We start from the raw sequence: 26,017 nt of genomic DNA, 5'->3' as shown, positions 1-26,017 counted from the left end.
CAATGGCTGTAGATTCTAACTACCTGCAAATGCTGCCGGATGAAATATTCCCTGCCCGCGAACGGGCTGCTTGGGCTAATCGATTGGAAGACGGGGCCTCGCCAGGGCGTAGGCTTCTGATGCTGCTTAAGCATCTTTTGCCACCGCTGGTCGCCTTTATTGTTTTCATTGGAGGCTGGGAACTCATTGCTTATTTAGTGAAAGCGCCTGTTTATCTCGTACCTAAGCCTTCCGATATTGTCGCAGCAGCCGTAGAAAACAGACATGGACTATGGGTATCTGTAAGGACAACGACGCTGGAAGCTGTGCTTGGATTTTTCCTCAGTATTATATTAGGCGTTACTGGTGCTATTCTATTGGCAAGCTCCAAATGGATTGAGAAGAGTGTGTATCCTTATGCGATTATTTTACAAACGATCCCGATTGTCGCCATTGCCCCTCTCATTGTGATCTGGTTCGATGCGGGTGTGAATGCGATTGTCATTATTACATTCTTAATCGGATTCTTCCCCATGCTTTCGAATACGTTAATCGGTCTGAATTCCACGGATCAAAACATGAGTAACCTGTTTTATCTATACAATGCGAATCCGATTCAAACGATGTGGAGGCTGCGCATACCAGCTGCCCTTCCTTATATCGTAGCTGGCCTTAAAATTTCATGTACTTTATCCGTAGTCGGGGCTATTGTCGGTGAATACATTGCCGGTATCGGCGGAGGTCAAGGCGGACTTGGTTATGCGATTACGTATGCCGCTGCACGCTTAAAAACACCTTATTTATTCGCTTGTGGACTTTCAGCATCAGCACTGGGCATTATTTTCTTCCTGTTAGTCAACGCTTTCGCCAAATGGCTGCTTAGTTCGTGGCACGAATCCGAGATGAAAAAGGATAACTAATATGGCACCAAGGTAAAGAGGGTGAGTTAGCTGCTGGATATTGTATTTCGTAACGTGCGTATGCTTAGACATTCAGAGGATCAAGGTCCTGTAGATATCGGTGTAAAATACGGCAAAATCGCCATGCTTGGAAGGATTGCCGAACAAGGGGAACGCGAAATCGATGGCATTGGTCACCTGCTGCTCCCTCCGTTTGTGGAGTCTCATATTCATTTGGACACTGTCCTAACGGCGGGGGAGCCCGCCTGGAATGAGAGCGGGACCCTATTCGAAGGTATCGGATTATGGCAAAAGCGAAAACAAGCGCTCACCTACGAAGACGTCACCGGGCGAGCAGAGAAGGTGCTTCGGATGCAGATGGCTGCCGGTATCCTGCATGTGCGTACCCAAGCAGATATCTCTGACCCGAATTTGACTGCTCTACGTGCACTTCTTGCCTTGCGCGAGCGCGTAAAACCATACATGAACCTGCAGGTTATCGCATTTCCTCAAGATGGCATTCGCGCTTGTCCCGATAATGAGCGCCGACTTGAGCAGGCTCTGGAGCTTGGCGCTGATGGCATAGGAGCGATTCCGCACCTCGAGCCTACGCGTGAGGAAGGACTGGCCTCGCTGGAGATTTGCTTCAATTTAGCAGAGAAGCATGGCTGCTTCGTACATGTGTTTTGCGACGAAATGGACGATGCTCACTCCACGTTCTTAGAAAGCGTGGCCCAATTCGCCATTCGTTCTGGACTACGCGAGCGAGTGACAGCTGCGCATACGAACGCTGCGGCCTATTATGGTGAAGCTTATTACCAGAAGGTGCAGGGAATGCTGGCGCGCTCGGGTGTGAATGTTATTTGCTGCCCACTCATCAATAGTGCAATGCAGGGCAGATACGACGGCTATCCCAAAGGCAGAGGCATCACCCGGATCAAGGAATTATGGACGGCTGGCGTTAATGTTAGCATCGCACATGATGATATTCAGACGCCTTTCTATCCGCTGGGTACAGGTAATATGCTGCAAGCAGCCCATATCGCTGCTCATTTAGCACATATGACGGGGCGCGAAGAAGTGGCGGAACTTGTGCGTATGATTACGACACGTGCAGCGAAAACTCTGCAGCTCAAGGAATACGGGCTCGAGATTGGCCAACCTGCCAGCTTTATCATTTTGCCTGGAGATGATGCTATGGATCTTGTTCGTGAACAGCCTTGTTGTCGGTATGTTGTGAGCCATGGCCGCATTGTTGCTGAAACTTTGCCTGCAAGGAGTAAATTGTTGATTACATTGTGATTTCTTCAATAAGCAGTACCCCCTGATGTTATTTAACAGGGGGTTGTTTATGTTTGTTTTTCAAATGTTTACCATCTAATAAAAAGGGAATGCAAATAAACTTGTCGAATTTATTATATTGTTAATTACTTACAGTTTTCTTCGGGGGAGGAAAATAAATGAAATGGATATCTCGAGAACTCTGGACAACAATGTTGGTTCTGATTGTTTGTTATGGATTCATGTCTTCCCATGTTTCTGCCGATGAGCAAGCGGATTTGAAACCGATTCCAACGTGGAGTATATTGTGGAATGATTCAGCCGAAGGAATTGATAATGTCGTGATTCCTTCACCTACCAATAAATGGATAACAGTCAGAAATGGCGACTTGCCTCCCGAGAAACCGAAAGAAGTTTCCTCGGCATGGGTTCGATTCCAGCTTCCGCCTGATGTCCCCAAAGACTATGGCATTTACATTGAACAAATTTATGCCCAGCAACTCTGGGTATATATTGGCGATCGATTAGTTCGAGAAATAAACTTTGAGTTTCCAACTGATGAACAGAGAAGCTTATTTCCTGTAGGTAGTGAAGATGGGGGGGAATTCGTATATTTAAAGCTGGGGACATCGATGGATCGATTGGGTTTACACTCAGAAATTAAACTGGATCATTATTCAGCTTTGACTCGATCATTTATATTTCGGGATTTGCAGAACATCATTCTAGGCTGTGCATTTCTTTTTATTGCAGCGATTATGCTGATATGTTCTTTCTTTTTGAAGCAAATTCAACTTGCAAGCTGGATTTCACTAAGTTTACTTATTTTAGCTCTAGGCACTATTTTTATTACGTATTCGCCTTTCATGTACGCAAATTTCACAAATTATGGCGACCTATTTCTTGATTTATTTGATATCTCTCTTGCTGTTTTTTTACCAACACTCACCTATTTCTTTGAAAAAATATTTGATAATGGGAACTTTAAGTGGATTAGAGCGTTTAGGAAATTCCAGATTATTTATTCCGCAATTTCAATTGCCTTTATGTTTATTAATCAACTCAATAATTATCGATTTATCAAAGCGTATTTCATTGCGTCTGTTACCGTTTTGGGGTCTATTATGATTATTCAATTCATTTTAATTATTGGATTATCCATTGTATTCGTAAAAAGAGGGAACAAGGAAGCTGTTATTTTTTCAACCGGTTTTTCCTTATTGGCTCTAATGAGTGTCCTAGATTTAATGTGCTACTATGCCAGTTCTCAAAAATATCAATTTTTCTTGTGGAAATGGGGCGTAGTAGGATTTATAATTGCCCTCATTGTTATATTAGGTAGACGCTTTGCAATCAATCAGGAGCATATGATCAACTATTCTAAGGAATTAGAGTTTTACAACCATCAGCTTCAGCTCTCGGATAAGATGGAAATGATAAGCTCGTTGGCGGCATCTGTCGCGCATGAGGTGCGAAACCCTTTGCAAGTAACGAGAGGATTCTTACAGCTTGTCGCAGCTAGAACAGATGATAAGAACAAAGAATACATGGGAATAGCAATAGAAGAATTAGATCGGGCTTCGCTAATCATTACGGACTTCCTGACATTTGCAAAGCCACAGCTGGATGAACTCGTTGATTTAAATGTTTCGAAGGAAATTAGTCAAATTGAAGGTATTATTGTACCATTGGCCACATTACACGGTGGGCGGATCACGGTTAGTGTTCCTAATGATTTGTTTATACAAGGGAACTCATCCAAATTGAAGCAAGTGCTTATAAATATTATTAAAAATAGTATCGAAGCCTTTCAGGTTGATGGCCAGATTCATATATGGGCATATGAGAAAGATGAAGAAGTATATATTCATTTCAAAGACAATGGAGAAGGAATTGAACCTGCGCAGTTAACCAAATTAGGGGAGCCTTACTATTCCACGAAAACGAAGGGGACCGGATTAGGACTCATGGTTACTTTTCGAATTATTGAAATTATGAAGGGGCACATTGAATTTAAAAGTCAAAAATACGTAGGTACTGAGGTAGTACTTAGGTTTCCATCCATAGCTGTAAAATAAAGAAGAGATGCTGCGCGTAATTGCGTGGCACCTCTTTTATATTTTGTTCTTACCAGATGCTTTCAACAGCATTCGTAGTAACTAATACTTTCGCGGGATTCGTAGGGATGACGAGTACAAACTCTGTTGAGGTTTCTTCAACTGCTTTAACTTTGATGTCATCAGGAAGAGTGATGCCAAATGCTTGTTTTAGCGCGGCTTTGGGATTAGCAATAAGTTGGTTCTTGAATGCTTCATCTTCCCAAGCTTTTTGAATAATTTTTTCTTTTAAAATTCCATTGTTCGACATTACTAATCACTCCTAGTCAATTGGGTAATTTTTCCTACAAGACAGATTATAGCACGAATATTCAGAATAATCTATCAAAATTAACTAGTTTTCGACAAAAAATAATAGAATCCACCTAATGTTAACATTTTTCTATTTTCTTTGATTTCAAGGGCTACTTTTTGAATGTTTTGCACAAGAGAATCATGGAAATTGATCATTTGTGTCATAGATATTTGCAAGCCTAGTAATTTCGCATGATGAGTAGTTGCGATTTGCCCATAGAAATCCAGAAAGTCATGCACGTACAACTGCTGCTTCACCATTTCAGGAGATATAGGACTATCCGTTGAAAGCTGCAACTGCTTACGCATCGAAGCTAATAAGCAGTTGTAAGATCCCTCTTCCAAATCTTCTTCCCAGTCAGCCCAATCATCCAGCATTTGCAAAGTGATAAGTGTTTGTTCAACAGCTTCCGTGACGACAGGGATAAGGTGAGCTTGGTTTGATAATAGAAGAGCACCGGTGCTGGCATTTTTGACTGGGCTTGCTTTCTTAGCGACCTTGTCAATGTCTTGATGGAAGTGATCGGATTGCTGCTCATTGGAAACAGCTTCAGACCATTCCGTAACATACGTCTCATAGTAATTCCAGAAAGGCGACCCAGTTGGGAACATTTCTCTATAAATGGCTAGGAATTGCATATGAAATAAATTGGCGAGCGGCAGCTTGTCCTTGTGCTCACCTTTGGCTGAATCCATGATATCGTCTTGTATAAAATAGTAGAGCATGACGAATACATTCGCTAATGAGAGTTTATTCATTGACTCTGGCGGCAGTTCACTGATGTCTTTCATCCAATACGGAAGAAGGTAACAGATATAATTTTTAGTGCTATCTTCTTTTCTCCCGTCAAATGTAGCTAGATAGGCAAGTCCGAGGTGATCTAACGGTGCTGGAAATGCGCTAATGATCCCCTCTGCCTCTGCAAACACGTCAGCAAGATCTTTCTCATGAGCATTGAACCAGTTCATAGGTCATTATCCCCTTTATTGGTATATTCTTGAAACTAGCCTAGCACGAATTCAGGGAGTATACAATTAGTGTTTTTCTTGACAGAGGGATTAATTTTATATACATTTGAAACAAATCGATTGTTTACAATATGACTACGGATAGAAAGGAAACCAATTCAATGAGCAGCAGTGAATTTTTAAAGCTAGAAAATCAACTGTGCTTTAGTCTATATGCAAGCTCGAGAGCCATTACTCGTATGTATCGCCCTTTTCTTGAAGGTTTGGGGATTACCTATCCGCAATATTTGGTGCTGTTGGTTCTCTGGGATCAAAAGGAAAGCACGGTTAAAGAGCTCAGCGAGAAGCTTGATCTTGATTCGGGTACTTTGACACCTATGCTAAAGCGGATGGAAGCTCAGCAATTGGTTCAAAGGAAACGATCTTCGGAAGATGAACGTGTCGTGAATATTCAAATTACAGAAGCGGGTCTAGCCCTATACGAGAAGGCGCTTTGTATTCCACAGTCGCTGCTTGCGTCAAGCGGGCTATCTCCTGAAGAAATTTACACGTTCAATGAACAGTTAAAACGTATTATCAGCAGCGTAAATGCGTTCGACTAGAACGACTATAGGTTTTTGAAGTGAGGCTCTGGAATGAGTTATTTCATATACATTTTGGTGAATAACATTGTACCTATTAGTATAATGATTGCGATTGGCGTGGCGATGTACCGCGCATTCCACATTGATATTAAGACATTATCGAAGCTGAATTTCTATGTGTTTTCACCAGCGCTCGTTTTTGTTAAGCTGTATGAGTCCGAAATGAACTTGCATGTTTTAATGCAGGTTCTCTTGTTTTTTGTCCTTTTCTTTAGTCTCCTTTTTGCCAGCATTGAGGTTTTTATTCGGTTGAAAAAGATGAAGCGAGGAATGCGTATTGCCATGCGTAATAGTGTTATTTTCTACAATAGCGCTAATTACGCACTGCCGCTGAATCAAACCGTTTTTGGTGGGAATGCTTATACCTTATCTATCCAAATCGTGATCATGATTATGCAAACGCTAATTCCAAATACATATGGCATCTATACTTTAAATGCACATAAATCGACTTGGAAAGCAACGATGAAAACCATTCTTTCCTTACCGGTCATTTATGCCATTCCGATTGCGCTTCTGCTGAGATATTTCCATTTACCTGTTCCGGGATCGATTCATATACCGCTGCAGTATATTTCAAACGCTTTTATGGCGACAGCCTTACTGACTCTAGGTGTGCAGCTTGGTGGTATGAAATGGGAATTTCATTTTTCCAATGTGCTCGTTTCTAATATACTCAGACTTGCCGTAGGGCCGCTGCTCGGATTTTTCGTTGTTTGGCTGCTCGGGATTGAAGGAATTACGGCCAAAGCATTGATCCTCTCGTGTGCTGTGCCCACCTCTCTAAGCAGTGTGCTGCTCGCTATTGAATATGAAAATGAACCGGAGTTTTCTTCACAGGCTGTCTTTACTTCAACTTTATTTAGTATGTTTACAATCCCAGTTGTTATCTTTTGTTTGAATTTTATATGAACATAGTGGGGAATCATGAAGTTAGCAGGAATTTCGACATTTTTCAGCGAATTGGTAACCATACTTATCTATAAGGGGGACTTCCTTCATGCGTTACCAATTTTGTCAGTATGTTACGATTGTGGATATGAATGAAGAGATTTTGTCAGAGGTATTATTTGACCATGGCGATTATGATTCGAATGCATTAACGATTGGTTCATCTGTTGTGATTTATCAACTTGGCTTGAGACAATTTGACGTTGTTTATGACAAAAGAGAAGGCAAAACCGCTCGTAACAAGGTTGTAGACATTGAACTCGATCTTATCAAAAAGCCTTCGGTTACGCGAGTATTTTTGGAGCCTGTGCGGTTAATTGTCGGTCAGCATGATATTGGCGAAGTGGAATAAATAAATGAAATCTTTATGGAAGGGAAGAAGATGAAAATGATGAAACTTTTTTTGCTGTTAGGCAGTGTGAATGCGTTTCTTTCTGTCGCTTTAGGCGCTTTTGGGGCACATTACTTGAAACAAAGGATTCCGGATAAGATCGATGTGTTTCAGACAGGGGTACAATATCACATGATTCATGCGATAGCCCTCATCCTTATTGCTCTTTTGTCGGATAAGCTGGCAAATAGCTCTATGGTGAATGCATCGGGGTGGGCCATTTTTATCGGGATTATCCTGTTCTCAGGCAGTTTATATGCACTGAGTTTGACTGGACTCAAGTTTTTTGGACCTATTACCCCGCTAGGCGGGCTGAGTTTCTTGGTTGGATGGATACTTCTGGCCGTGGCCGCTTACAAATAAAAAAAATGGAAAGAGTCAGGGAATCTGACTCTTTTTTCATTGTTTTGTGTCTGCTTAGCAGGAAAAAGCGCGGATCATGTAGAAAGTAGTCCATGACGGATACGATCATTCTTCCTTCATTGAGAGGATGTGGCGCATGGCTGATATCATGGGGAACCAATCAGAAACGGGGAAGCCAATTGCTTCGGAACTAAAGCTACTTACAAACCAGGAGTTATATCATCAATTGTTTGGTTGCGCAATCATTGCAATGGCAATCGTTAGTCTGGACGGCAAGTTACTCTTGGTGAATCCATCATTATGCCGCCTCTTGGGCTACACAGAAGAAGAACTGATTGGTCTGCATATTCAGGAGATTTCACATCCTGACGATGTGGAAACCTATGCTGAGCTATGTGAACAGTCCCTTCGTGGCGAGCGGGATTCTGCTCAAAAAGAGAATCGCTATGTCCATAAGGATGGCTCCATGATATGGGGAATTATTCAAGTTTCTTCCATTCGTGATACAGATGCCCATCCCAATTTTGCAATAATTCAGATTCAAGATGTATCAGAAAGAAAGCATTTGGAGCACAAGCTTGAGGAAAGCAGACGCAGCTATCAATCCCAGTTGAATCATAACCATAACCAACTCATTCTAAATGCCGTTTCAGAGGGTATGTTTGGCATCGATGAGCATTATGGCACTACGTTTTGGAATAAAGCTGCGGAGTGCTTAACGGGTTACACCTATGAGGAAATGGTGGGGAAGAATCCTTATCTCGTTTTGACACGTGCTAGCGGAACCGATAAAGATTTGCAAAACAAGAATGAAACTGTGTTAAATCGAACGATGATTGAAGGGGTTTGTGAATGTTCAAACGAGATCTTTTACAAAAAAAATGGAGACTCGTTTCCGGTTGAATACATGAGTTCACCGATCTTGGATCAAGATCAAATCATTGGAGTTGTCCTATCTTTCATCGATATTACTGAGCGGCAGCACTCGGAAGAGCTGCTCCGCAGGTCAGACAAGATGTCCCTTATCGGGCAGCTTGCTGCTGGGGTTGCTCACGAAATTCGTAATCCATTGACTACGCTCAAAGGATTTATGCAATTTCTGCAGCAGGGTGCTGCAAATAAGAAAGAATATTACGATATTATGATGTCCGAACTAGAACGGATCGAGTTAATTACTACCGAAATGCTCGTTCTGGCTAAGCCGCAATTCATACACTACCAGCCCAAAAGTATCGAGAATATCATTAAAAGTGTCATAACCCTGCTTGAAACACAAGCCATTATTAGTAATATTCAATTCATTGTCACTATGGAGCTTCATTTGCCGTTTGTTCATTGTGAGGAAAACCAACTGAAGCAATCCTTCATTAATTTGCTCAAAAATGCAATGGAAGCAATGCCAGATGGCGGACAAATCGATATTCAACTGTTTTCAGTTGGAGACAAAGCTGTACGTGTATTGTTTCAAGATAGAGGGCATGGAATACCGAATGATGCAATCGCTAGACTTGGTGAGCCTTTCTACACAACAAAGGAAAAAGGGACTGGGCTTGGCATCATGATTACGCATAAAATCATTGAGGATCATCATGGCCAGTTTATGATTGAGAGTAAAGTGGGAGAAGGAACGGTTGTCAGTGTGACGCTTCCTATTACCTATAGTGAGCAGTAAGAGGAGGCTAATTTGTGAAAAACCGGCTCTATATTGGCGGATATCTGTTAGTCGCCATATTCGTAAGCTTTTACGTAAAGCCGTATGCTGCATGGATTTGTTTGCTTGCCTCACTCGTGCTGCTAATTGTGCTGCTTAGAAAGGGTGGAAGTAAAGAATCCTTGAAAAAGGAAATGCCGCGGGATCATACGTATTTAAACGTGCTTGATTCCTTATTCGAGCATAATCCGAATGCGATTGGTATTTTTGATCAAGAGGGTAGATTTATTCGGATTAATTTAGCGGCAGAAACCATCCTAGGCTACTCCGTATCGGAGTTGCTAAATCAACCGTTTATCAGTTTTGTTACACAAGAGCAGCTGGAGCGGACAAGCAGCCAGCTTGAACAAGTGAGAAGCGGGACTCCTGTCACCTTTGAAACAGCTGTCATACATAAAAGCGGCTATCGGGTGGATTTGAACGTGACGGCTGTTCCAGTTGATTTGCAGCCTAATTCCAAAGGGAATATTCTCATTTGCCAGGATATCACTGAGCGGAAGCGCGGCGATGAGCAAGTTCGCTATATGGCTTATTATGATGATATGACAGGGCTGCCGAACAGGCGCATGTTCAGAGATAACTTGAATGAACGGCTAAGTATTTCCAGATCTATTGGACAAAAGGTAGCAGTCTTCTACTTAGATATTGATCGCTTCAAGCTGGTCAATGACAGCTTCGGATATGATTATGGAAATATGCTGCTGCTGCAGCTCGCGGAGCGTTTCACGCGAGTTGTAACGGACAATGATTATCTGGCTCGTACGGAAGGCGATGAATTTGCCTTTTTCTATACGAATGTAGCCGATTCGAATGACGTAATTGCGGTTATAGCAGAGATTAATCGTGTCCTCGAAAAACCGTTTCTTTTAGAACAATATGAACTACATATTACAGCTAGCATCGGCGTTGCGATATCCTCGGATGACGCCGACGATGCAGATTTACTTATGAAATATGCCGACATTGCCTTAGCCAGAGCCAAAGAGAAGGGGCGCAACGACTTTCAGATCTTCAATACGGATATGAAGTCAGTTTCAATAAACCGGCTCAAGCTGGAGAGTGAGCTTCGCAGGGCGATTGTCGGGGATGAGTTCGTCTTATACTATCAACCACAGGTTGACATTGAGACAGGGCGTATTGTTGGTGTTGAAGCTTTGATCCGCTGGGATCATCCGGAGAAAGGCCTTATTTCTCCAAACTATTTCATTCCTTTTGCTGAGGAATCCGGATTGATCGTACCGATCGGTGAATGGGTACTGCGAGCTGCATGTAAGCAAAATAAAGCATGGCAGAACCAAGGGTATCCGATGATGCCGATATCTGTGAATCTGTCGATGCGGCAATTTTTTCAACACAATCTCAAAGGCAAGATCAGACATGTTTTAGAACAAACAGGACTTGATCCGCAGTATTTGGAACTTGAAATCACCGAAAGCATGACGATGGATGTTGATCATGCCATTCAGTCCTTGCTTGAGCTTAAAGAATTAGGTGTGAATGTAAGCATTGATGATTTTGGGACAGGCTACAGTTCCCTGTACTACTTAAAGAAATTTCCGATTGATAAGCTGAAAATCGATCGTTCCTTTGTTCGAGATATCATGGTGGATCCGAATGACGCGGCCATCGTGGCCACGATTATTGCGATGACGCACCATCTGAACTTGAAGGTCATTGCTGAAGGTGTCGAAACCGAAGATCAACTGCATTTCCTGCATCAGAATCGCTGTAATGAGGTGCAGGGCTACTGGTTTAGTCCACCCGTAAGTGCGGATGAACTAGAGAAAATGCTAAGATCGGGCATCCCCAACGCTTCAGCTGCTGCGTCTGTCCATGCGAAATAAAATAAGAGGGTATCCTTGTACGTATTAGGATACCCTCTTACTTTATTTAGAACGCAACATAATCATCAATTTCATTCAATTTGAATAAGTAGACCTTCTTCTCATCTACATGATACACCGATACATTTTGATTACTGCTATCATAATTCAAAATACGGCACGGGAGATTAAGCTTGATTCCTTGCCCTTTGATAACCGTTAAACGGATTAACGTATTATTCGCTTTGAAACCTTCCAATTGCTCAATAATTTTATCTGAAGCTCCATTGTTGGTGGCGGCTTTGGCCGCAGCTGTTACAGTTGAAGGTGGGACAGCAGCCGTTTTTTTACTTGGTTGTAACGGTGGGGTGCTCTCATATTTCGTGTTAAGTTCGATCAACTTGCCAAGTTGAATGCCTTTAATTATTTGGTAATCCTTGACTGTATCAACATTCAGAAGATGTAGAAGCTTTTCCATGGCAAGGCCATTTGTGGCATCTTCAATCAGAATTTCGACGGTAAATAAATGTCCATTCGGACTTGTGCTTACTTTTTCTTGACTCATATAGCCTCCTTGCTGCCTAGATACTGCTCTTGCACTTACTATATCATGATATCATACCCAAATATAGCTTGCTTCCCGCAAAGATTAAGAGTACTTTCAACATACAAAATAAAGAACCCTATTGCAATGTTGGAGATGATAAAATAATTGGTGAGGAAAGTATGAATGTTAATACTATTTCAATAACAAATAAAGGCGTGATAACATGGAAAATGAAAACACAAAAGATTTAAAAGAGTATGCAGGTAGAATTCAACGATTAGTTGATAATTTTCAAAGCAATATACATGAACATTTAAACGAGGATTATATAAAATCAACAAAATGGTCAGATAAACTCGCCGATAATGTCGCTAGTTTTGTCGGAAGTTGGAAATTCATTAATATTTTCATGGTATTTTTGGCTGTATGGGTTATCTTAAACTCTCTGGCGATCACTAAGGTAATTCATTTTGATGAACCGCCTTTTATTTTGTTAAATCTTCTATTGTCTTTTCTTGCTGGATTCCAAGCGCCAATTATCATGATGAGTCAGAATAGACAGTCAGCAAGAGATAAGCAAGAGGCTATTATTGATTTTGCGATTAATTATAAAGCTGAACAGGAAATAGTTGATATACAAGGACATTTACATAGACTTGAGGCAGATTTTGCTGAGTTTAGGAATGATGTGAAAGAAGAACTTACTGAGATTAAAAAACTTTTAAGGGGAGAATGAAAATCCATTTCAGGATATTTACCTGATATTTTTCAACCTTTCTTACACCGTACTAGCCGAGCGCGCATATACTACCGTAAGACTGCGAAGAGGAGCTGTGCAGAGCATGATGCGCGTAGAACCCATTCTCCTTGAAGGACATACAGCAATCGCTATAGAAGTGAAACTGCCGAAAACAACGCTGCTGGTAGTGACAACGGATAAAGGTTACATTATGTGTGGCGCTCTCGATGTTGCGCTGCTCAATGAACGCTTGAGGGACAGGAATATTGTAGCTGCACGGGCAACGGGGGTTCGCACAATTGAGGAACTTCTGGAAGCGCCGCTTGAATCGGTGACACACACCGCAGAAGATTTGGGCATTGTTGCTGGGATGACGGGAAGGGAAGCTATTTTGAAAATGATGTAAAGTGTAATTTGAATGATAATAATTAGAACGCTTGGGGTCTTAGGATCTAAGCGTTTTTATTTATTTGAGCATGGTGACCAATCAGCATTCTTTCTATTGTGCAGATATCTAAAATTGTGGAAAATTAGCTATTTTCAATATATTTCTAACATATTTCCTTAACAAAGGCGTTGTTATTTTATTGACCAAGTGTTAAAATATGATTCGTCCATTACATAGAACGGGGGAATAATTTTGAAAAAATTAATGTTTTTTTTACTAGCTGTAGTTGTAGTTGTTGCTCTAGCAGGTTGCGGTTCTAAAGGGACTGGTGGCACGAAGTACAAATTTGCTACTGATGCTGCCTATGCACCAATGGAGTATATGGATAAAGATAAGATGACAGGCTTTGATATCGATTTTCTTGCAGAAGTGATGAAGGAAGCAGGTCTTTCCTACGAAGTCACGAACACAGGCTGGGATACAATGCTAACAAGTGTGAAGCAAGGTAAAGAGTTTCAAGCCGGAATTTCCAGTGTCTCAATTACAGATGAGCGTAAACAAACCTATGATTACTCCATCCCTTACTTCGAATCGACGAACATGATTCTTGTTAAAGAAGGCAGCCCGATCAAAAGCGCGGCAGACTTGAAAGACAAGAAAGTAGCTGTTCAAATTTCTACAACAGCGGATACGCTGATGAGCAAGATTATGGGTGAGAAGAACCCATCCTTGAAACGTCTGGATAATAACACATTAGCTTTAATGGAGCTTGAGAATAACGGTGTTGACGCGGTTGTTGCTGATATTGCTATTGTTCGTGAATATGTGAAAAATAATCCGAACAAGAAGTTCACAACGATTTCTGATCCGAAAAACTTTGATTCCGAGTATTACGGTATTCTACTTCCCAAAGGCAGCGAGCTTAAAGCGAAGCTAGACCCGGCGATCAAAAAAGTTATTGAGAACGGTGCTTACGCTAAAGTGTACAAAAAATGGTTCGGTCAAGAGCCTGATACAAAGAAATTACTTGAACAAAAATAATAGGTCAACAGCATGCGTGACTTCAACCTTACGCATGCTTTTGTTCTGTAAAGGCAGAATAATAAGAAAGGAAGTGTGGAATGGATTTTCGTTTTGACATCATTATTGAATATATACCTTTATTACTGAAGGGTACGCTTTGGACCATTGGCATATCCATTCTTTCCATTCTCTTCGGTTCGGTTTTAGGGTTGGCTGTTGGGTTAGGTAAAATGTCTCACCGTGGCTATCTAAGATGGCCGACTAGTATTTATGTAAACTTCTTCCGCGGTACACCGCTGCTCGTTCAAATATTGCTCGTCCACTTTGGTGTTGTTCCACTATTCTTAGGAACGACTAATGCGATTGTCGCATCAATCGTTGCCTTATCTCTGAATTCAGCAGGCTACATGGCCGAGATTTTCAGAGCTGGTATTCAATCCATCGATAAAGGCCAAACAGAAGCCGCGCATTCGCTAGGATTGACCCATTACCAAACCATGAAATCGGTGATTTTGCCTCAGGCGATTAAACGTATGATTCCTCCATTTGGGAACGAATTTATCGTGTTAATTAAGGACTCCTCTCTGTTCGCTGTCATTGCTGCACCAGAATTGATGTATTGGTCCAATGCGATGCGCAGCCAATATTTTAAAGTGTGGGAACCTTATTTGACAGCAGCTCTTATTTATTTCATTCTCACTTACTCTCTAAGCAAGCTGCTTGCTTATCTGGAAAGGAAAGTGTAGAGCTATGACCGCTATGATCGAAGTTAGAAATCTTAAAAAATCGTTCGGGGACAATGTCGTCCTGCGAGATATTAGTGCAGATATTCAGAACCAAGAGGTTCTTGTTGTGATAGGACCTTCCGGGTCAGGGAAATCGACATTTCTACGTTGTTTGAACTTGTTAGAACAGCCGGATAGCGGCAGTATCTTGATTGAAGGTAAATCGATTATGGATCCGATGAATAAGATCAATGAGATCCGTATGGAACTCGGAATGGTCTTCCAACGGTTTCATTTGTTCCCGCATATGAAAGTCATTGATAATATCATGCTAGCGCCTCTTCAAGTGAGAAAATGGCCGGAAGATAAAGCGCGTAAGAAAGCGCTGGAGCTACTTGATAAGGTAGGGCTGGCGGATAAAGCCAATGCCTTTCCAGACTCGCTTTCGGGCGGTCAGGCGCAGCGTGTTGCTATTGCACGGGCGCTCGCTATGGAGCCGAAGATTATGCTGTTCGATGAGCCTACATCAGCTCTTGATCCTGAAATGGTTGGAGAAGTGCTTGCTGTCATGAAGCAACTGGCCAAAGAAGGGATGACCATGGTTGTCGTCACACATGAAATGGGCTTCGCTCGCGAGGTCGGCGATCGTGTTATGTTTATGGAACAAGGCGTTATTGTCGAAGTAGGAAAGCCCGAGCAAATTTTTGAAAATGCCACGCAAGAACGTACGAAATCATTTTTGTCTAAAGTACTCTAGCACTTTTTTAAAGCATAGAAGTAAGCGAAGAGGATCGCATGTCGGTCCTCTTTTTTATTTGTATCTTTTTGGTAAAAGATAGATTTATAATGAAGATAACTCTCTTATATGGAGAATAAAGATGATTTATTCCACATCATTTGCTCATTCATTTAAGCGCTTCCAAATAAGTGTACTTCTCTATTTGCCTGGTCATTCGATTCCAATTCTAAAAGAGGTGCTAGCTTTGAATACGTATGAAGATCAAGTGCCGATGGTGCAAGCAATTGGCGTTACACGTGTTTTTGGGAAAGGACCTGGAGCCGTTCACGCTTTGCGGGGAGCTCATTTATCTATTCCCAGAGGCAGATTAGTCGCTTTGCGCGGGAGATCCGGATCCGGTAAAACAACGCTGCTTAATATTTTGGGGGCGCTCGACCATCCGTCGGAAGGTGCCGTTTATTTAGAAGGCATGGAGATTAGCCGTCTATCCGAGGCGAGGCGCAATGAAGTCAGACGGAAGCAAATCGGTCTTATTTTCCAATCTTTTGCCTTGGTGCCGTATATGTCAGCCTACGAGAATGTGGAGTTTGGATTGCGTATTTCGGGTATTCACCCCAATCAATTTAAGAGTTTGGCAGAAGAGGCACTAGATTTCGTCGGATTGAAGCCGAGAATGAAGCATCGTCCCTACGAACTTTCCGGAGGAGAGCAGCAGAGGGTTGCGATTGCCAGGGCCATTGCGCACAAGCCAAAGTTGATTTTGGCAGATGAGCCTACCGCTGAGTTAGATAGCAGAATGGGTCTCCAGGTGCTTAAACTGTTCAAAGATTTGGTGCAAGAAGGAATGACAATTATTTTGACAACGCATGATCTCGCTATTATGGAAATTGTAGATGAAGTGTATGCATTGGAGGATGGTACCATTGTCGATGAAGGTTAATAGATTCGCTTGTCAGCTAGTTCTAATAACAAGTGCTGTGATTTTACTAGCAGGATGCTCGCTGCTGCCCAAAGAAGAGGAAGCGCTTAAACCGCCTTTAGTCAAACCCGTGAAAGAAAATTTCGATCTTTATGAAGTGAAGAGAGGCACAATAACGAAGAAAGTCAGCGTTGTTGGAACCTTTAAGTCTAGTAAAACGACTAACTATTATTTTAAAGAGTCCGGGCATCGGTTAGCTGGACTGCGTGTTAAACTAGGCGATACCGTTAAGAAGGGGGATGTGCTTGCTGAACTGGAAAAGGGCGACTTAGAAACTCGGATTGCGCTTCAAAAACTGAATCTGGAGAAAGCCCAGATTGCTAGTGTGCAAACGAGGCAGGTTGACCCCGATCAAGTGCTAGCCAATCGTTTGAAGGCTATAGATGTTGAAGCCGCGCAGCTTCAATTGGCAGCCCTCCAAGCTGAACTGGACAAGACGAGGTTGACGGCCGATTCCGAGGGAGTAGTAACTTATTTAACCGATGCACAACAGGGCAATGTCGTGGATGCCTTCAGTACGCTTGCAGTCGTAGCTGATCCTACTAAGCTTCAGCTATCTTACGAATCTTCAGATACGGGTGCTCTTTCCGGTATTGAAGTTGGCATGGATGTTGAAGTGAAGATTGGTTCCTCTGGAAATAAGATACAAGGCAAAGTACTGAGAACGCCCTCAAGTGCACCAGCAACAGACAACAAAGCACAAGCCGAAAGAAATGCAAAAACGATTATCGTCGGGGTTCCCGATGGAACTGACGGAGCAGTTATCGGTACATCCGGAGACATAACGATCGTCGTTGAGAAGAGAGAAAATGTCATTGTCATACCGAGAACTGGTCTTCGGAGTTACCTAGGCAGGGATTACGTTCAAGTGTTGATTGGCGAAAGTCGGAAGGAAATCGATGTTGAGAAAGGGCTTGTAACACCGACAGAAGTGGAAATCCGAACCGGACTAAAGGAAGGTCAGAATGTTATTTTAAATAACTAGCATTCTTTAGGAGGAAAGCAATGGCTTTATTTCTGATGATTCTCCGTAAAATGGTCAAAAACCGCTGGCTAGAGCTGAGTTTATTGGCAGGGCTAATTATATCGGTCGCACTTGCTAGCTCTATGCCCATTTATACTCACGCCATTTTACAGCGTATGCTGATCAAAGATTTGGAAGTTTTACAGACCAACACGCAGCAATATCCTGGGCATGCCTATAATTCTGCCTACTTAATGGGAGAAAGCGGTGATCGTCTTTTAGCGGAAACGGATGCCTATATGGCAGAACAAAGCCAGCAATTTGGCTTGCCAATTCTCCTATCTACCAAGACGCGCAGCACAGTAAATTTCGAGCTTAAACCAAGCGATCCAAGCAAAGTAGACCCTAAAGTGAACCGTTCAGCTGAATTAACAGCGATGTCAGAGTTGGAGAAACATATTCGCATTGTTGACGGTGTCATGCCTTCTACGGAACCTGTGGATGGTGTATATGAAGCTTGGGTATTCCCTGAACTGCTGACGCAATTAAAAATCGTACTGGGCAATGAATTAACCATAGTTGACAAAGATTTGAAACAAAATATTCGAATAAAGCCGGTGGCTGTTATCGATCGTACCGATTATGCCGATCTGTATTGGACGAATAATATGGGTGACTTACGTTCAAGATTTTTCATTCCCTTTGCCTTATTTGAGAAGGATTTCACGAAAAACAAAATGTTTCCCAACACATTTTCCTATTGGGATTACATTCTCGATTATCACCAATTGAAGCTGGAAGGACTTGAAGCCTACACCAGCACTCATGAAAGGCTATCAAGCTATTTAAGCAATCATTTCAACACGTTTACGGTCAAAAATCCAGCAATTACCACATTGAAATTGTATGGTGAGAAAGAGAAGAAACTCAGAATTATGCTGTGGTCGCTTAATGTGCCCATTAGCATTTTATTGGCCTTCTATCTATTCATGGTTGCCAATTTGATTACAGAACGACAGAAAACAGAGATTGCCGTGCTGCGCAGCAGAGGAGCAAGCCGGACTCAAATTCTGCTAGGTTATGTGCTGGAAGGTATTTTTTTAGGGGGAGTTGCCCTTCTAGTTGGTCCGCTAATTGGCCTGCAATTAACGAAGATTTTGGGTGCATCGAATGGATTCCTAGCGTTCGTCCAGCGCGCAGCGATGGAGGTCAAGCTGAATAAGGAGGCTTATCAGTACGCTTTAATTGCCGTAACCGCATCGGTTTGTATGACTCTTATTCCCGCTGTACTCGCCACTCGCGCTACAATTGTAAGCCATAAACAAACCATGGCGAGGAAAAACAAGCTCTCATTTGTACATAAAATGTTTCTCGATGTTGTCTTATTGGCAGTGTCTATCTATTTACTACAAAGCTTTAACCGACGGATGAATGATCTGGTAGCCTTAGGTCTGGACTCAATGGACATGAAAGTAGATCCACTCCTTTTCGTAGTCCCGGCTTTATTCATATTCGCCATGGGTCTTTTCCTGCTTCGGATATACCCGTGGGTGATTCAGTTATTCTATTTCATCGGCCGAAAATGGTGGCCCCCCTATTTGTATTCAACGCTGCTCCAAGTTGGCAGATCAACCACCCAATATCAGTTCATTATGCTGTTTATCATCATGACACTGGCAACAGGGTTATTTAGTGCCAGCGCAGCTAGGACGATGAACAAAAATATTGAAGAGAAGATCCGTTATAAGAATGGTGCGGATATTGTTCTGCAAACCAAATGGGACAATGATGCACCGCCTCCACAGTCAGGATCTTCAGGCTTTCCAGGGGAAGCGAGTTCTAATGCTAGTCAACCAGTTGCTAAGAAGCGGGTCCAATATACGGAGCCTCCATTCTTGCCCTTCACACAGCTGGCAGGTGTGGAATCAGCGGCTCGAGTGTTTAATAAGAAAGATGCTTATTTCGCACTTGGCAAAGAAACGAAAAAAATTGCGTTAATGGGCATTGATACCGATGAATTTGGTCAAACGGCTTGGCTCCGCGATCATTTGCTCGATCATCACTTTTATGAGTATTTAAACCTATTGGCAGGTGATTCCAAAGCGGTGCTTATTTCCAAATCAATTGCTGAGGAAACCGGAGCCAAAGTGGGCGATGTGGTACATGTAGGATGGAGTGATATAGAGGGAGCCACTTGTGTTGTGTATGGAATTATTGATTACTGGCCGAGCTGGAATCCCAATCCGATCTTAACCGCTGGAACCAAAACAGGGAGCAGCTCTGACTCGACGAAGCAAAGTAAAGTGGATGCACCGAAATTAGTTATTGGGCATCTCTCTTTCATTCAAAATAATATGGCTGTAGAGCCGTATGATGTTTGGCTAAAGCTAAAACCGGGTATGACGAGTCAAGCTTTGTATGAGGAGCTAGAGCTTAAACATATACCGCTCTCAAGTTTAATAGATACGAAGCAAATGCTGGTTCTCTCCAAGAATGATCCGTTCCAATTGGCTGTGAATGGTGTTATGACGCTTGGCTTCCTGATTGCTATTGGCATAAGCTTCATTGGGTTTCTCCTGTACTGGGTGCTTTCTTTGTCCGGGCGGATCTTACAATTCGGTGTGCTTCGGGCGATGGGGATCTCTTTTGCGCAGCTAATCGGAATGCTAGTGGCTGAACAATTATTAACTTCTGGAGCAGCGGTTCTAATTGGCATGATTACGGGGAATACGGCTAGCCGATTATTTGTTCCTTTATTCCAATTAACGTTCGATTCTTCCAGTCAAGTGCCGCCTTTTCAAGTGAGTTTTGATCCCAATGATCAGCTGCATTTGTATGTCATTGTTACTGTGATGATAGGGATGGGACTACTACTACTCGGCACGATGCTGTCCAGAATTAAGATTCATCAAGCCGTTAAGCTTGGGGAGGATTAAGGATGATTCACTGTGAAAATCTAGTTAAAATTTATAAAACGGCTGACATTGAAGTCGTCGCTTTACAAGGGCTTGATCTCCACATTGAGGAGGGAGAGCTGATGGCGATTATCGGCAACAGCGGCAGTGGCAAATCGACGCTATTGAATATGCTGGGAGGGTTAGATCGACCTTCGGCAGGTAATCTCCACGTAGATGGGAAGGATTTGTTGAAATTTAAGGAATCAGATCTGGTGAAGTATAAAAGGGAAACCGTTGGCTTCGTCTGGCAAAATAATGCACGTAACCTGATTCCCTATTTGACAGCTTTGGAAAATGTAGAGCTACCCATTCTGCTGCAGGGACGACGCAAGCGCCATCGGGCACTAGATTTACTGGAAGCTGTGGGTTTGACCCACCGAAGAAAAAATAAGCTAAATGAGCTTTCCGGTGGAGAACAGCAGCGTGTGGCTATAGCTATTGCGCTTGCTAATCAGCCAAGGCTCTTGCTCGCTGATGAGCCGACAGGGTCTGTCGATACGAAGATGGCGAATCAAATTCTCGATCTGTTCCGTGAGCTGAACCGCAGCTTCGGTTTAACGGTTGTAATCGTCACACACGATCCGCTTCTAGCTAAGAAAGTAGACCGTGTCGTTGCTATTCGGGACGGCAAAACCTCCTCGGAGATACTGCGGCGCAAATCCTACCAGGAAGAATTGCTGGAGCTGGAGCAAGGCATCGTTGCTGCTGATAATGACTCTCATGTCGAATACGCGGTCGTTGACAAGGCGGGCAGACTACAAATTCCTGCTAACTTCCTCGAATCGATTGGTGCTTCGAGTACGAATAAAGTTCGCGTTGCGATGGAAGATGGACGAATTGTTCTTCTTCCGCCAGAATAATCTGGAGAAAGCCCGCTTTGAATACATTCAGAGCGGGCTTTTGTATATGAGGGGGGGCAAGGACTCCTATCAAAAATGGTATAGAAAAATATCCCAATATGGTATATTGACTTTACCTAGATATTTCCATTAGAATGATTGTATACTATTCCAGTAGGAATTATCAAGTTTAATTCATGACGGCATTTATTCAAATTATTTTATCCTAGGAGGCATGTGCAATGTCAGATTCAGAACGCCAGTACTTACCGGAAACGCTAGCCATTCATGCAGGTCAACAGGTTGATCCAACGACTAATTCAAGGGCTGTACCGATTTATCAAACGACGTCTTATGTATTTAACGATACGGAGCATGCTGCAAATTTATTTGCGCTCAAAGAATTTGGCAATATTTATACGCGAATTATGAACCCTACGACCGATGTATTTGAAAAACGGATTGCCGCGTTGGAAGGTGCCCCAGCCGCTCTCGCTGTTGCATCCGGTCAGGCTGCCATTACCTTCTCAATTCTGAACATTGCCGAGGTTGGAGATGAAATCGTTTCAGCTTCTTCCTTGTACGGCGGTACATACAATTTATTTTCAAATACATTGCCTAAACTAGGCATTAAAGTGAAATTCGTTGATCCGAGCAATCCGGAAAATTTCCGAGGTGCGATTACGGACAAGACCAAAGCCATTTATGCGGAATCGATCGGTAATCCTAAGGGGGATATTCTCGATATTGAGGCTGTAGCAGCTATAGCACATGAAAATGGCATTCCTTTGATCATTGATAATACATTCCCGAGTCCTTACCTGCTTAGACCGATTGAGCATGGGGCCGATATCGTTATTCACTCCGCAACCAAGTTCATTGGTGGACACGGAACTACGATTGGCGGTGTTATTGTAGATAGTGGTAAATTTGATTGGGCTGCTAGCGGTAAATTTCCTGGTTTGACGAAGCCTGATCCAAGTTATAACGGTGTCGTTTACACTGAAGCTGTCGGTCCAATTGCCTACATCATTAAAGCACGGGTTCAACTGCTTCGAGATTTAGGCGCTTCGTTATCTCCTAACAGTGCGTTCCTTTTATTGCAAGGTCTTGAGACGCTGCATTTGCGTTTGGAACGCCACAGTTTCAATGCGCTTAAGGTTGCTGAATATTTAGAGTCACATGAGTCGGTAGAGTGGGTGAGTTATGCGGGCTTAGAAAGTCATCCTTCCTACAAACTTGCCCAGAAGTATTTGCCGAAAGGTCAAGGCGCTATTTTGAGTTTTGGTATCAAAGGCGGTATTGCAGCAGGTAAGAAGCTGATACATAACGTTAAATTATTCTCGCATTTAGCGAATGTCGGAGATTCCAAATCATTGATTATTCATCCGGCAAGCACGACGCATGCACAATTGAATGAGCAGGAACAAGTATCTGCGGGTGTGTCTCCAGGACTTATTCGATTGTCCGTTGGTACGGAAGCGATCGAAGATATTATCTACGATTTGGAACAAGCGATTGCATCAAGTCAAGGCTAGAAGTACATCAGGAATTATTTTAATAATACAAAACTTGTAACCACACACGAATACGCATAAAATAAGAAGGCTGTAATCTAGGCTCATAACCTAAAATTACAGCCTTTTTAATTTGCGATGCAACTTTTGCACGAGCTCAGAAGTCTATTTCTTATGTAAGTTTTTATATTAATTGAGGAGGCATTCCAAAGATCATGAACAACAAGTTAACATACTCACTCGCCATATTTGTGGCGTTATCCATAGCATCAGGATGCAGCAAAGGGGAAGTGGCTCCTTCAGTTAGCCCCACTGCGACGGCTACTCCGCCGGTTAGTGAAGGAAGTCCTACGCCATCTTCGAACCCTTCTCCATCGCCTTTAATTATTCCGAAACCCTCAAATGCTCCTACGGCATCCCCATCAACTTCTGCTGTTCCGCCAAAGAGTGGAGCTATCCAAGTTGTATCGAAACCGGAGAGTATAACTGTTCTTGTAAATAAGCAAAATTCACTGCCATCGAGCTACGAGCCGACTGATTTGGTTTATCCTGACATTCCATTTATTTTTGCTGAGAAAAATGAAAAACGTAAAATGCGTAAAACCGCAGCCAGTGCGATCGAAAAGCTCTTTGCTGGAGCTGATAAGGACGGTATCCACCTTGCTGGCGTTTCGGCTTATCGTTCTTATGCGACGCAGAAATCTATTTTCCAACGCTATGTGCTTAAAGACGGCGAAGAGAAAGCCAAAACGTACAGTGCTGTTCCTGGAACCAGTGAGCACGAAACGGGACTCGCCATAGATGTAACGGGAAGTGACGGGAAGTGCGCGGCGGAAGATTGTTTTGGTGGGACTAAGGAAGCGAAATGGCTTGAAACACATGTGGCTGAGTACGGTTTTATTATTCGTTACCCAAAAGGGAAAACAACGATTACCGGTTATCAATACGAGCCATGGCATATTCGTTATGTGGGTGTAGATGTTGCGAAAGAATTGGTAAGCAAAAGCTTAACAATGGAAGAGTTTTACAATGCGGTGCCTGTAACCAAGTAATGAAAAGATGTCGTTATTTTGCACCTTATATTGTCGCTAATTCGAAATTTATCAAGATGTTATGGCATGTTACAATGAAACCAAGTCACTTATTTGGAGGTTAACATGATTAGAGTAGCGATGTTAAGTTTTTGGCACGTGCATGCAAATGACTATGCAAAACAGGTAGAGGGACATCCAGATACCCAGATCGTTGCGGTTTGGGATGAGCTTCCAGAACGTGGGCAAGCCGAAGCTGCGAAGCGCGGAGTAAGCTTTTACTCAGATCTAGCAGAGTTATTAGCAAATAAGGAAATTGATGCTGTTGTTGTGGATACACCGACCAACCTACACCGAGACGTAATGATCGCTGCTGCGAAGGCAGGTAAACATATTTTCACAGAAAAAGTTATTGCACCAACCTTGCATGAAGTGAATGAGATTCTGAATGCGGTTAATGAAGCAGGTGTGACATTGACAGTTTCATTGCCTCGTTTGAATCCAACGTATACATTAGCGATTCAAGAAATTATCCAGAAAGAATTATTAGGTCAGATTACACTCGTTCGTACACGCTTATCTCACAATGGCGGCATTTCTACGAATGAAAATCCAAACGGATGGCTGCCAGAGCATTTCTACAATGCAGAGCAATGTGGCGGAGGCGCCCTAATTGATCTCGGTTGTCACCCTATGTATTTAACTCGTTTATTGTTGGGGCTGCCTGAAGCTGTAAGCGCTTCTTACGGCTATGTAACAGGCAGGGAAGTTGAAGATAATGCCGTAGCAACTCTCCAGTATGCAAATGGTGCACTAGGCATCGTGGAAGCTGGTTTTGTGAACGCAGCTTCACCGTTTGTGATTGAGGTTCACGGTACGGATGGCAGTGTGCTCTATTCCGACCATGATGGAAGAGTCTTGCTTCGTACGAATAAACTTGCTGATGCAAGCAAACAATGGGTGGCATATGAGAACGGTCCAGCAGCGAAGCCAACTGCGTTCGATCAATGGGTAGCTCATATTCAGAATGGGACAAAAGCGGCCCAAAATATTGAGCTTGCTGTGGATCTAACGAAGCTGATGGAGGCTTCTAATCGTTCCGTTGCAGCCAAGCAGCAAGTGCGACTTGATTCACTACATCAGTAATTTTTGCAGGTAAGAAAGGAGGGTCTAATGATGAGCCAGCCATTTTACTTTGAACCCATGGTCGAGAATCCAATGGCATTGGATCGCTTGGAGTTAAGCTTCAGGTGGGGTTCTTACGGACTTCGAGTATTGCGCTGTCATCTGACTTCCTTTCCTGCAGGTATGATCATAGATTTCCATCAACATTCCGAGTATGAAATTCATTACATCCCCTATGGCAAAGGCAGAGTCATTCTGGACGGTGTTACGCATCCCCTTCAAGAAGGCATGCTTTATGTAACGGCACCAGGCGTCAGTCATCGCCAAGAAGCCGATGAGCGGGAAGCGATGGGCGAACTTTGTCTGCATGTGGATATCGTAAAGCTGGATCAAGATGAAGATGAGCGAGGTTCTAAACCCGTCTCTGAAGCATGGGGAGAAGCTTGGGAGATTGCTGAGGCAGATGCATGCTTAAGGCAGCTGAGCGAGCTTCCTCATGTCCCTGCTTTAGACCGACAGGAAGCCATGAAGTGCTTTCTTATAGCTTATGAAGCTTGGCGAAGCAATCAGCTAGGGCAGTACACGATCATTAAGCAATCCATTGTGCAAATGTTGTTAAGGACAGTGGGGGCCTATAAGGCGGACCAGCAGGGGGTGAATCTGCCTGCGCGTGATATGAAGAGCTATCGTTATCAGCTTGCTATTCAATTTATTGAAGATAACTTCCGTCGTCCACTGACGCTTGAAGGAGTAGCTGAACGCTTACAGATCAGTTCAAGGCAGCTTCAGCGCATCTTCAAGGAGCAGGCGAACATCTCGTTCAGCGAATACTTGGAACAGGTACGTTTGAAACATGTATGCAGTGAACTGCTTCAAACCTCTTTGACCCTTGACAAAATTGCGGAAAGCAATGGTTTTGCCTCTAGTAATTATTTGCACTATGTCTTCAAGAAAGCGCATGGTGTCACGCCGAATCAATATCGGGATCAACTATTGAATCCTGTATAAAAGAAAAAGGCTGT

Annotated in this window: 24 protein-coding genes and 1 pseudogene; 22 read left to right on the top strand and 3 right to left on the bottom strand. The window is 42.9% G+C overall.

Annotated elements, in window-relative coordinates; translation table 11 throughout:
• Window positions 1-2 precede the first annotated feature (2 nt).
• From NYR53_RS26900 to NYR53_RS26890, 3 genes are all read left to right on the top strand, one after another.
• A complete protein-coding gene (locus NYR53_RS26900; RefSeq protein ID WP_437180078.1) occupies window positions 3-899 on the top strand; it encodes an ABC transporter permease in 897 nt (298 codons plus the stop codon).
• A 60-nt stretch (window positions 900-959) separates the two neighbouring features.
• The gene (locus NYR53_RS26895; protein ID WP_261302166.1) at window positions 960-2,180 is read left to right on the top strand and encodes an amidohydrolase family protein; all 1,221 of its coding nucleotides are present in this window, start codon (window positions 960-962) and stop codon (window positions 2,178-2,180) included.
• A gap of 158 nt (window positions 2,181-2,338) precedes the next feature.
• A complete protein-coding gene (locus NYR53_RS26890) occupies window positions 2,339-4,237 on the top strand; it encodes an ATP-binding protein (protein WP_261302165.1) in 1,899 nt (632 codons plus the stop codon).
• A 49-nt stretch (window positions 4,238-4,286) separates the two neighbouring features.
• Here the strand turns inward: NYR53_RS26890 and NYR53_RS26885 are convergent, their stop codons facing one another.
• Window positions 4,287-4,526: an NHLP leader peptide family RiPP precursor gene (locus NYR53_RS26885; protein ID WP_261302164.1), complete on the bottom strand. Its 240-nt coding sequence runs from the start codon at window positions 4,524-4,526 to the stop codon at window positions 4,287-4,289.
• Window positions 4,527-4,606: 80 nt separating this feature from the next.
• On the bottom strand, window positions 4,607-5,539 hold the full coding sequence (locus tag NYR53_RS26880; RefSeq protein WP_261302163.1) for a hypothetical protein: 933 nt from the start codon (window positions 5,537-5,539) through the stop codon (window positions 4,607-4,609).
• Window positions 5,540-5,700: 161 nt separating this feature from the next.
• Between NYR53_RS26880 and NYR53_RS26875 the strand changes: the two genes are divergently transcribed.
• The 6 genes from NYR53_RS26875 to NYR53_RS26850 all read left to right on the top strand — a co-directional run bounded on the left by NYR53_RS26875 (window position 5,701) and on the right by NYR53_RS26850 (window position 11,443).
• Entirely contained in the window at window positions 5,701-6,141 is a 441-nt protein-coding gene (locus NYR53_RS26875; protein ID WP_047676650.1) for a MarR family winged helix-turn-helix transcriptional regulator, read from the top strand.
• 33 nt (window positions 6,142-6,174) lie between these two features.
• Window positions 6,175-7,095, top strand: coding sequence for an AEC family transporter (locus tag NYR53_RS26870; RefSeq protein ID WP_261302162.1), 921 nt, complete (start codon window positions 6,175-6,177; stop codon window positions 7,093-7,095).
• An 88-nt stretch (window positions 7,096-7,183) separates the two neighbouring features.
• The gene (locus tag NYR53_RS26865) at window positions 7,184-7,486 is read left to right on the top strand and encodes a hypothetical protein (RefSeq protein WP_261302161.1); all 303 of its coding nucleotides are present in this window, start codon (window positions 7,184-7,186) and stop codon (window positions 7,484-7,486) included.
• Window positions 7,487-7,525: 39 nt separating this feature from the next.
• A complete protein-coding gene (locus NYR53_RS26860; protein ID WP_261306532.1) occupies window positions 7,526-7,888 on the top strand; it encodes a DUF423 domain-containing protein in 363 nt (120 codons plus the stop codon).
• A 136-nt stretch (window positions 7,889-8,024) separates the two neighbouring features.
• Window positions 8,025-9,560: a PAS domain-containing sensor histidine kinase gene (locus tag NYR53_RS26855; RefSeq protein WP_261302160.1), complete on the top strand. Its 1,536-nt coding sequence runs from the start codon at window positions 8,025-8,027 to the stop codon at window positions 9,558-9,560.
• A gap of 14 nt (window positions 9,561-9,574) precedes the next feature.
• Complete coding sequence (locus NYR53_RS26850) at window positions 9,575-11,443, top strand: putative bifunctional diguanylate cyclase/phosphodiesterase (RefSeq protein WP_261302159.1); 1,869 nt, start codon at window positions 9,575-9,577, stop codon at window positions 11,441-11,443.
• Between the two features lie 46 nt (window positions 11,444-11,489).
• Here NYR53_RS26850 and NYR53_RS26845 read toward each other — a convergent pair whose 3' ends face one another.
• Entirely contained in the window at window positions 11,490-11,987 is a 498-nt protein-coding gene (locus NYR53_RS26845) for a hypothetical protein (protein ID WP_261302158.1), read from the bottom strand.
• Window positions 11,988-12,192: 205 nt separating this feature from the next.
• On the opposite strand from NYR53_RS26845, the gene NYR53_RS26840 reads away from it, so the two are divergent.
• The 13 genes and pseudogenes from NYR53_RS26840 to NYR53_RS26780 all read left to right on the top strand — a co-directional run bounded on the left by NYR53_RS26840 (window position 12,193) and on the right by NYR53_RS26780 (window position 26,003).
• Window positions 12,193-12,705 (top strand): DUF1003 domain-containing protein, encoded by a 513-nt coding sequence (locus NYR53_RS26840; RefSeq protein ID WP_261302157.1) that lies wholly within the window; start codon window positions 12,193-12,195, stop codon window positions 12,703-12,705.
• Window positions 12,706-12,811: 106 nt separating this feature from the next.
• A complete protein-coding gene (locus tag NYR53_RS26835; RefSeq protein ID WP_029194411.1) occupies window positions 12,812-13,114 on the top strand; it encodes a YunC family protein in 303 nt (100 codons plus the stop codon).
• Between the two features lie 231 nt (window positions 13,115-13,345).
• Complete coding sequence (locus NYR53_RS26830; protein WP_261306531.1) at window positions 13,346-14,137, top strand: basic amino acid ABC transporter substrate-binding protein; 792 nt, start codon at window positions 13,346-13,348, stop codon at window positions 14,135-14,137.
• Window positions 14,138-14,217: 80 nt separating this feature from the next.
• On the top strand, window positions 14,218-14,865 hold the full coding sequence (locus tag NYR53_RS26825) for an amino acid ABC transporter permease (RefSeq protein WP_261302156.1): 648 nt from the start codon (window positions 14,218-14,220) through the stop codon (window positions 14,863-14,865).
• 13 nt (window positions 14,866-14,878) lie between these two features.
• Complete coding sequence (locus NYR53_RS26820; protein WP_261302155.1) at window positions 14,879-15,601, top strand: amino acid ABC transporter ATP-binding protein; 723 nt, start codon at window positions 14,879-14,881, stop codon at window positions 15,599-15,601.
• Between the two features lie 253 nt (window positions 15,602-15,854).
• A complete protein-coding gene (locus NYR53_RS26815) occupies window positions 15,855-16,523 on the top strand; it encodes an ABC transporter ATP-binding protein (RefSeq protein ID WP_261306530.1) in 669 nt (222 codons plus the stop codon).
• Window positions 16,513-17,547, top strand: coding sequence for an efflux RND transporter periplasmic adaptor subunit (locus tag NYR53_RS26810; RefSeq protein ID WP_261302154.1), 1,035 nt, complete (start codon window positions 16,513-16,515; stop codon window positions 17,545-17,547). Before NYR53_RS26815 ends, NYR53_RS26810 begins: the two co-directional genes overlap by 11 nt.
• A gap of 20 nt (window positions 17,548-17,567) precedes the next feature.
• Window positions 17,568-20,462 carry an ABC transporter permease gene (locus NYR53_RS26805; RefSeq protein ID WP_261302153.1) on the top strand — a complete coding sequence of 965 codons (2,895 nt, stop codon included), beginning with the start codon at window positions 17,568-17,570 and terminating at the stop codon, window positions 20,460-20,462.
• 2 nt (window positions 20,463-20,464) lie between these two features.
• Window positions 20,465-21,343, top strand: coding sequence for an ABC transporter ATP-binding protein (locus NYR53_RS26800; protein ID WP_261302152.1), 879 nt, complete (start codon window positions 20,465-20,467; stop codon window positions 21,341-21,343).
• Between the two features lie 221 nt (window positions 21,344-21,564).
• The gene (locus NYR53_RS26795; RefSeq protein ID WP_261302151.1) at window positions 21,565-22,860 is read left to right on the top strand and encodes a homocysteine synthase; all 1,296 of its coding nucleotides are present in this window, start codon (window positions 21,565-21,567) and stop codon (window positions 22,858-22,860) included.
• A 194-nt stretch (window positions 22,861-23,054) separates the two neighbouring features.
• Window positions 23,055-23,817: pseudogene (locus NYR53_RS26790) on the top strand (M15 family metallopeptidase); the annotation flags it as partial.
• A gap of 179 nt (window positions 23,818-23,996) precedes the next feature.
• A complete protein-coding gene (locus NYR53_RS26785; protein WP_261302149.1) occupies window positions 23,997-25,016 on the top strand; it encodes a Gfo/Idh/MocA family protein in 1,020 nt (339 codons plus the stop codon).
• Window positions 25,017-25,046: 30 nt separating this feature from the next.
• Window positions 25,047-26,003: an AraC family transcriptional regulator gene (locus NYR53_RS26780; RefSeq protein WP_261302148.1), complete on the top strand. Its 957-nt coding sequence runs from the start codon at window positions 25,047-25,049 to the stop codon at window positions 26,001-26,003.
• Window positions 26,004-26,017 lie beyond the last annotated feature (14 nt).

It is taken from the genome of Paenibacillus andongensis (assembly GCF_025369935.1).
In the GTDB taxonomy this organism is placed as follows: domain Bacteria; phylum Bacillota; class Bacilli; order Paenibacillales; family NBRC-103111; genus Paenibacillus_E; species Paenibacillus_E andongensis.
The sequence above is the reverse complement of the archived record's forward strand: the minus strand, read 5'-3'. Positions and strand labels throughout refer to the sequence as shown.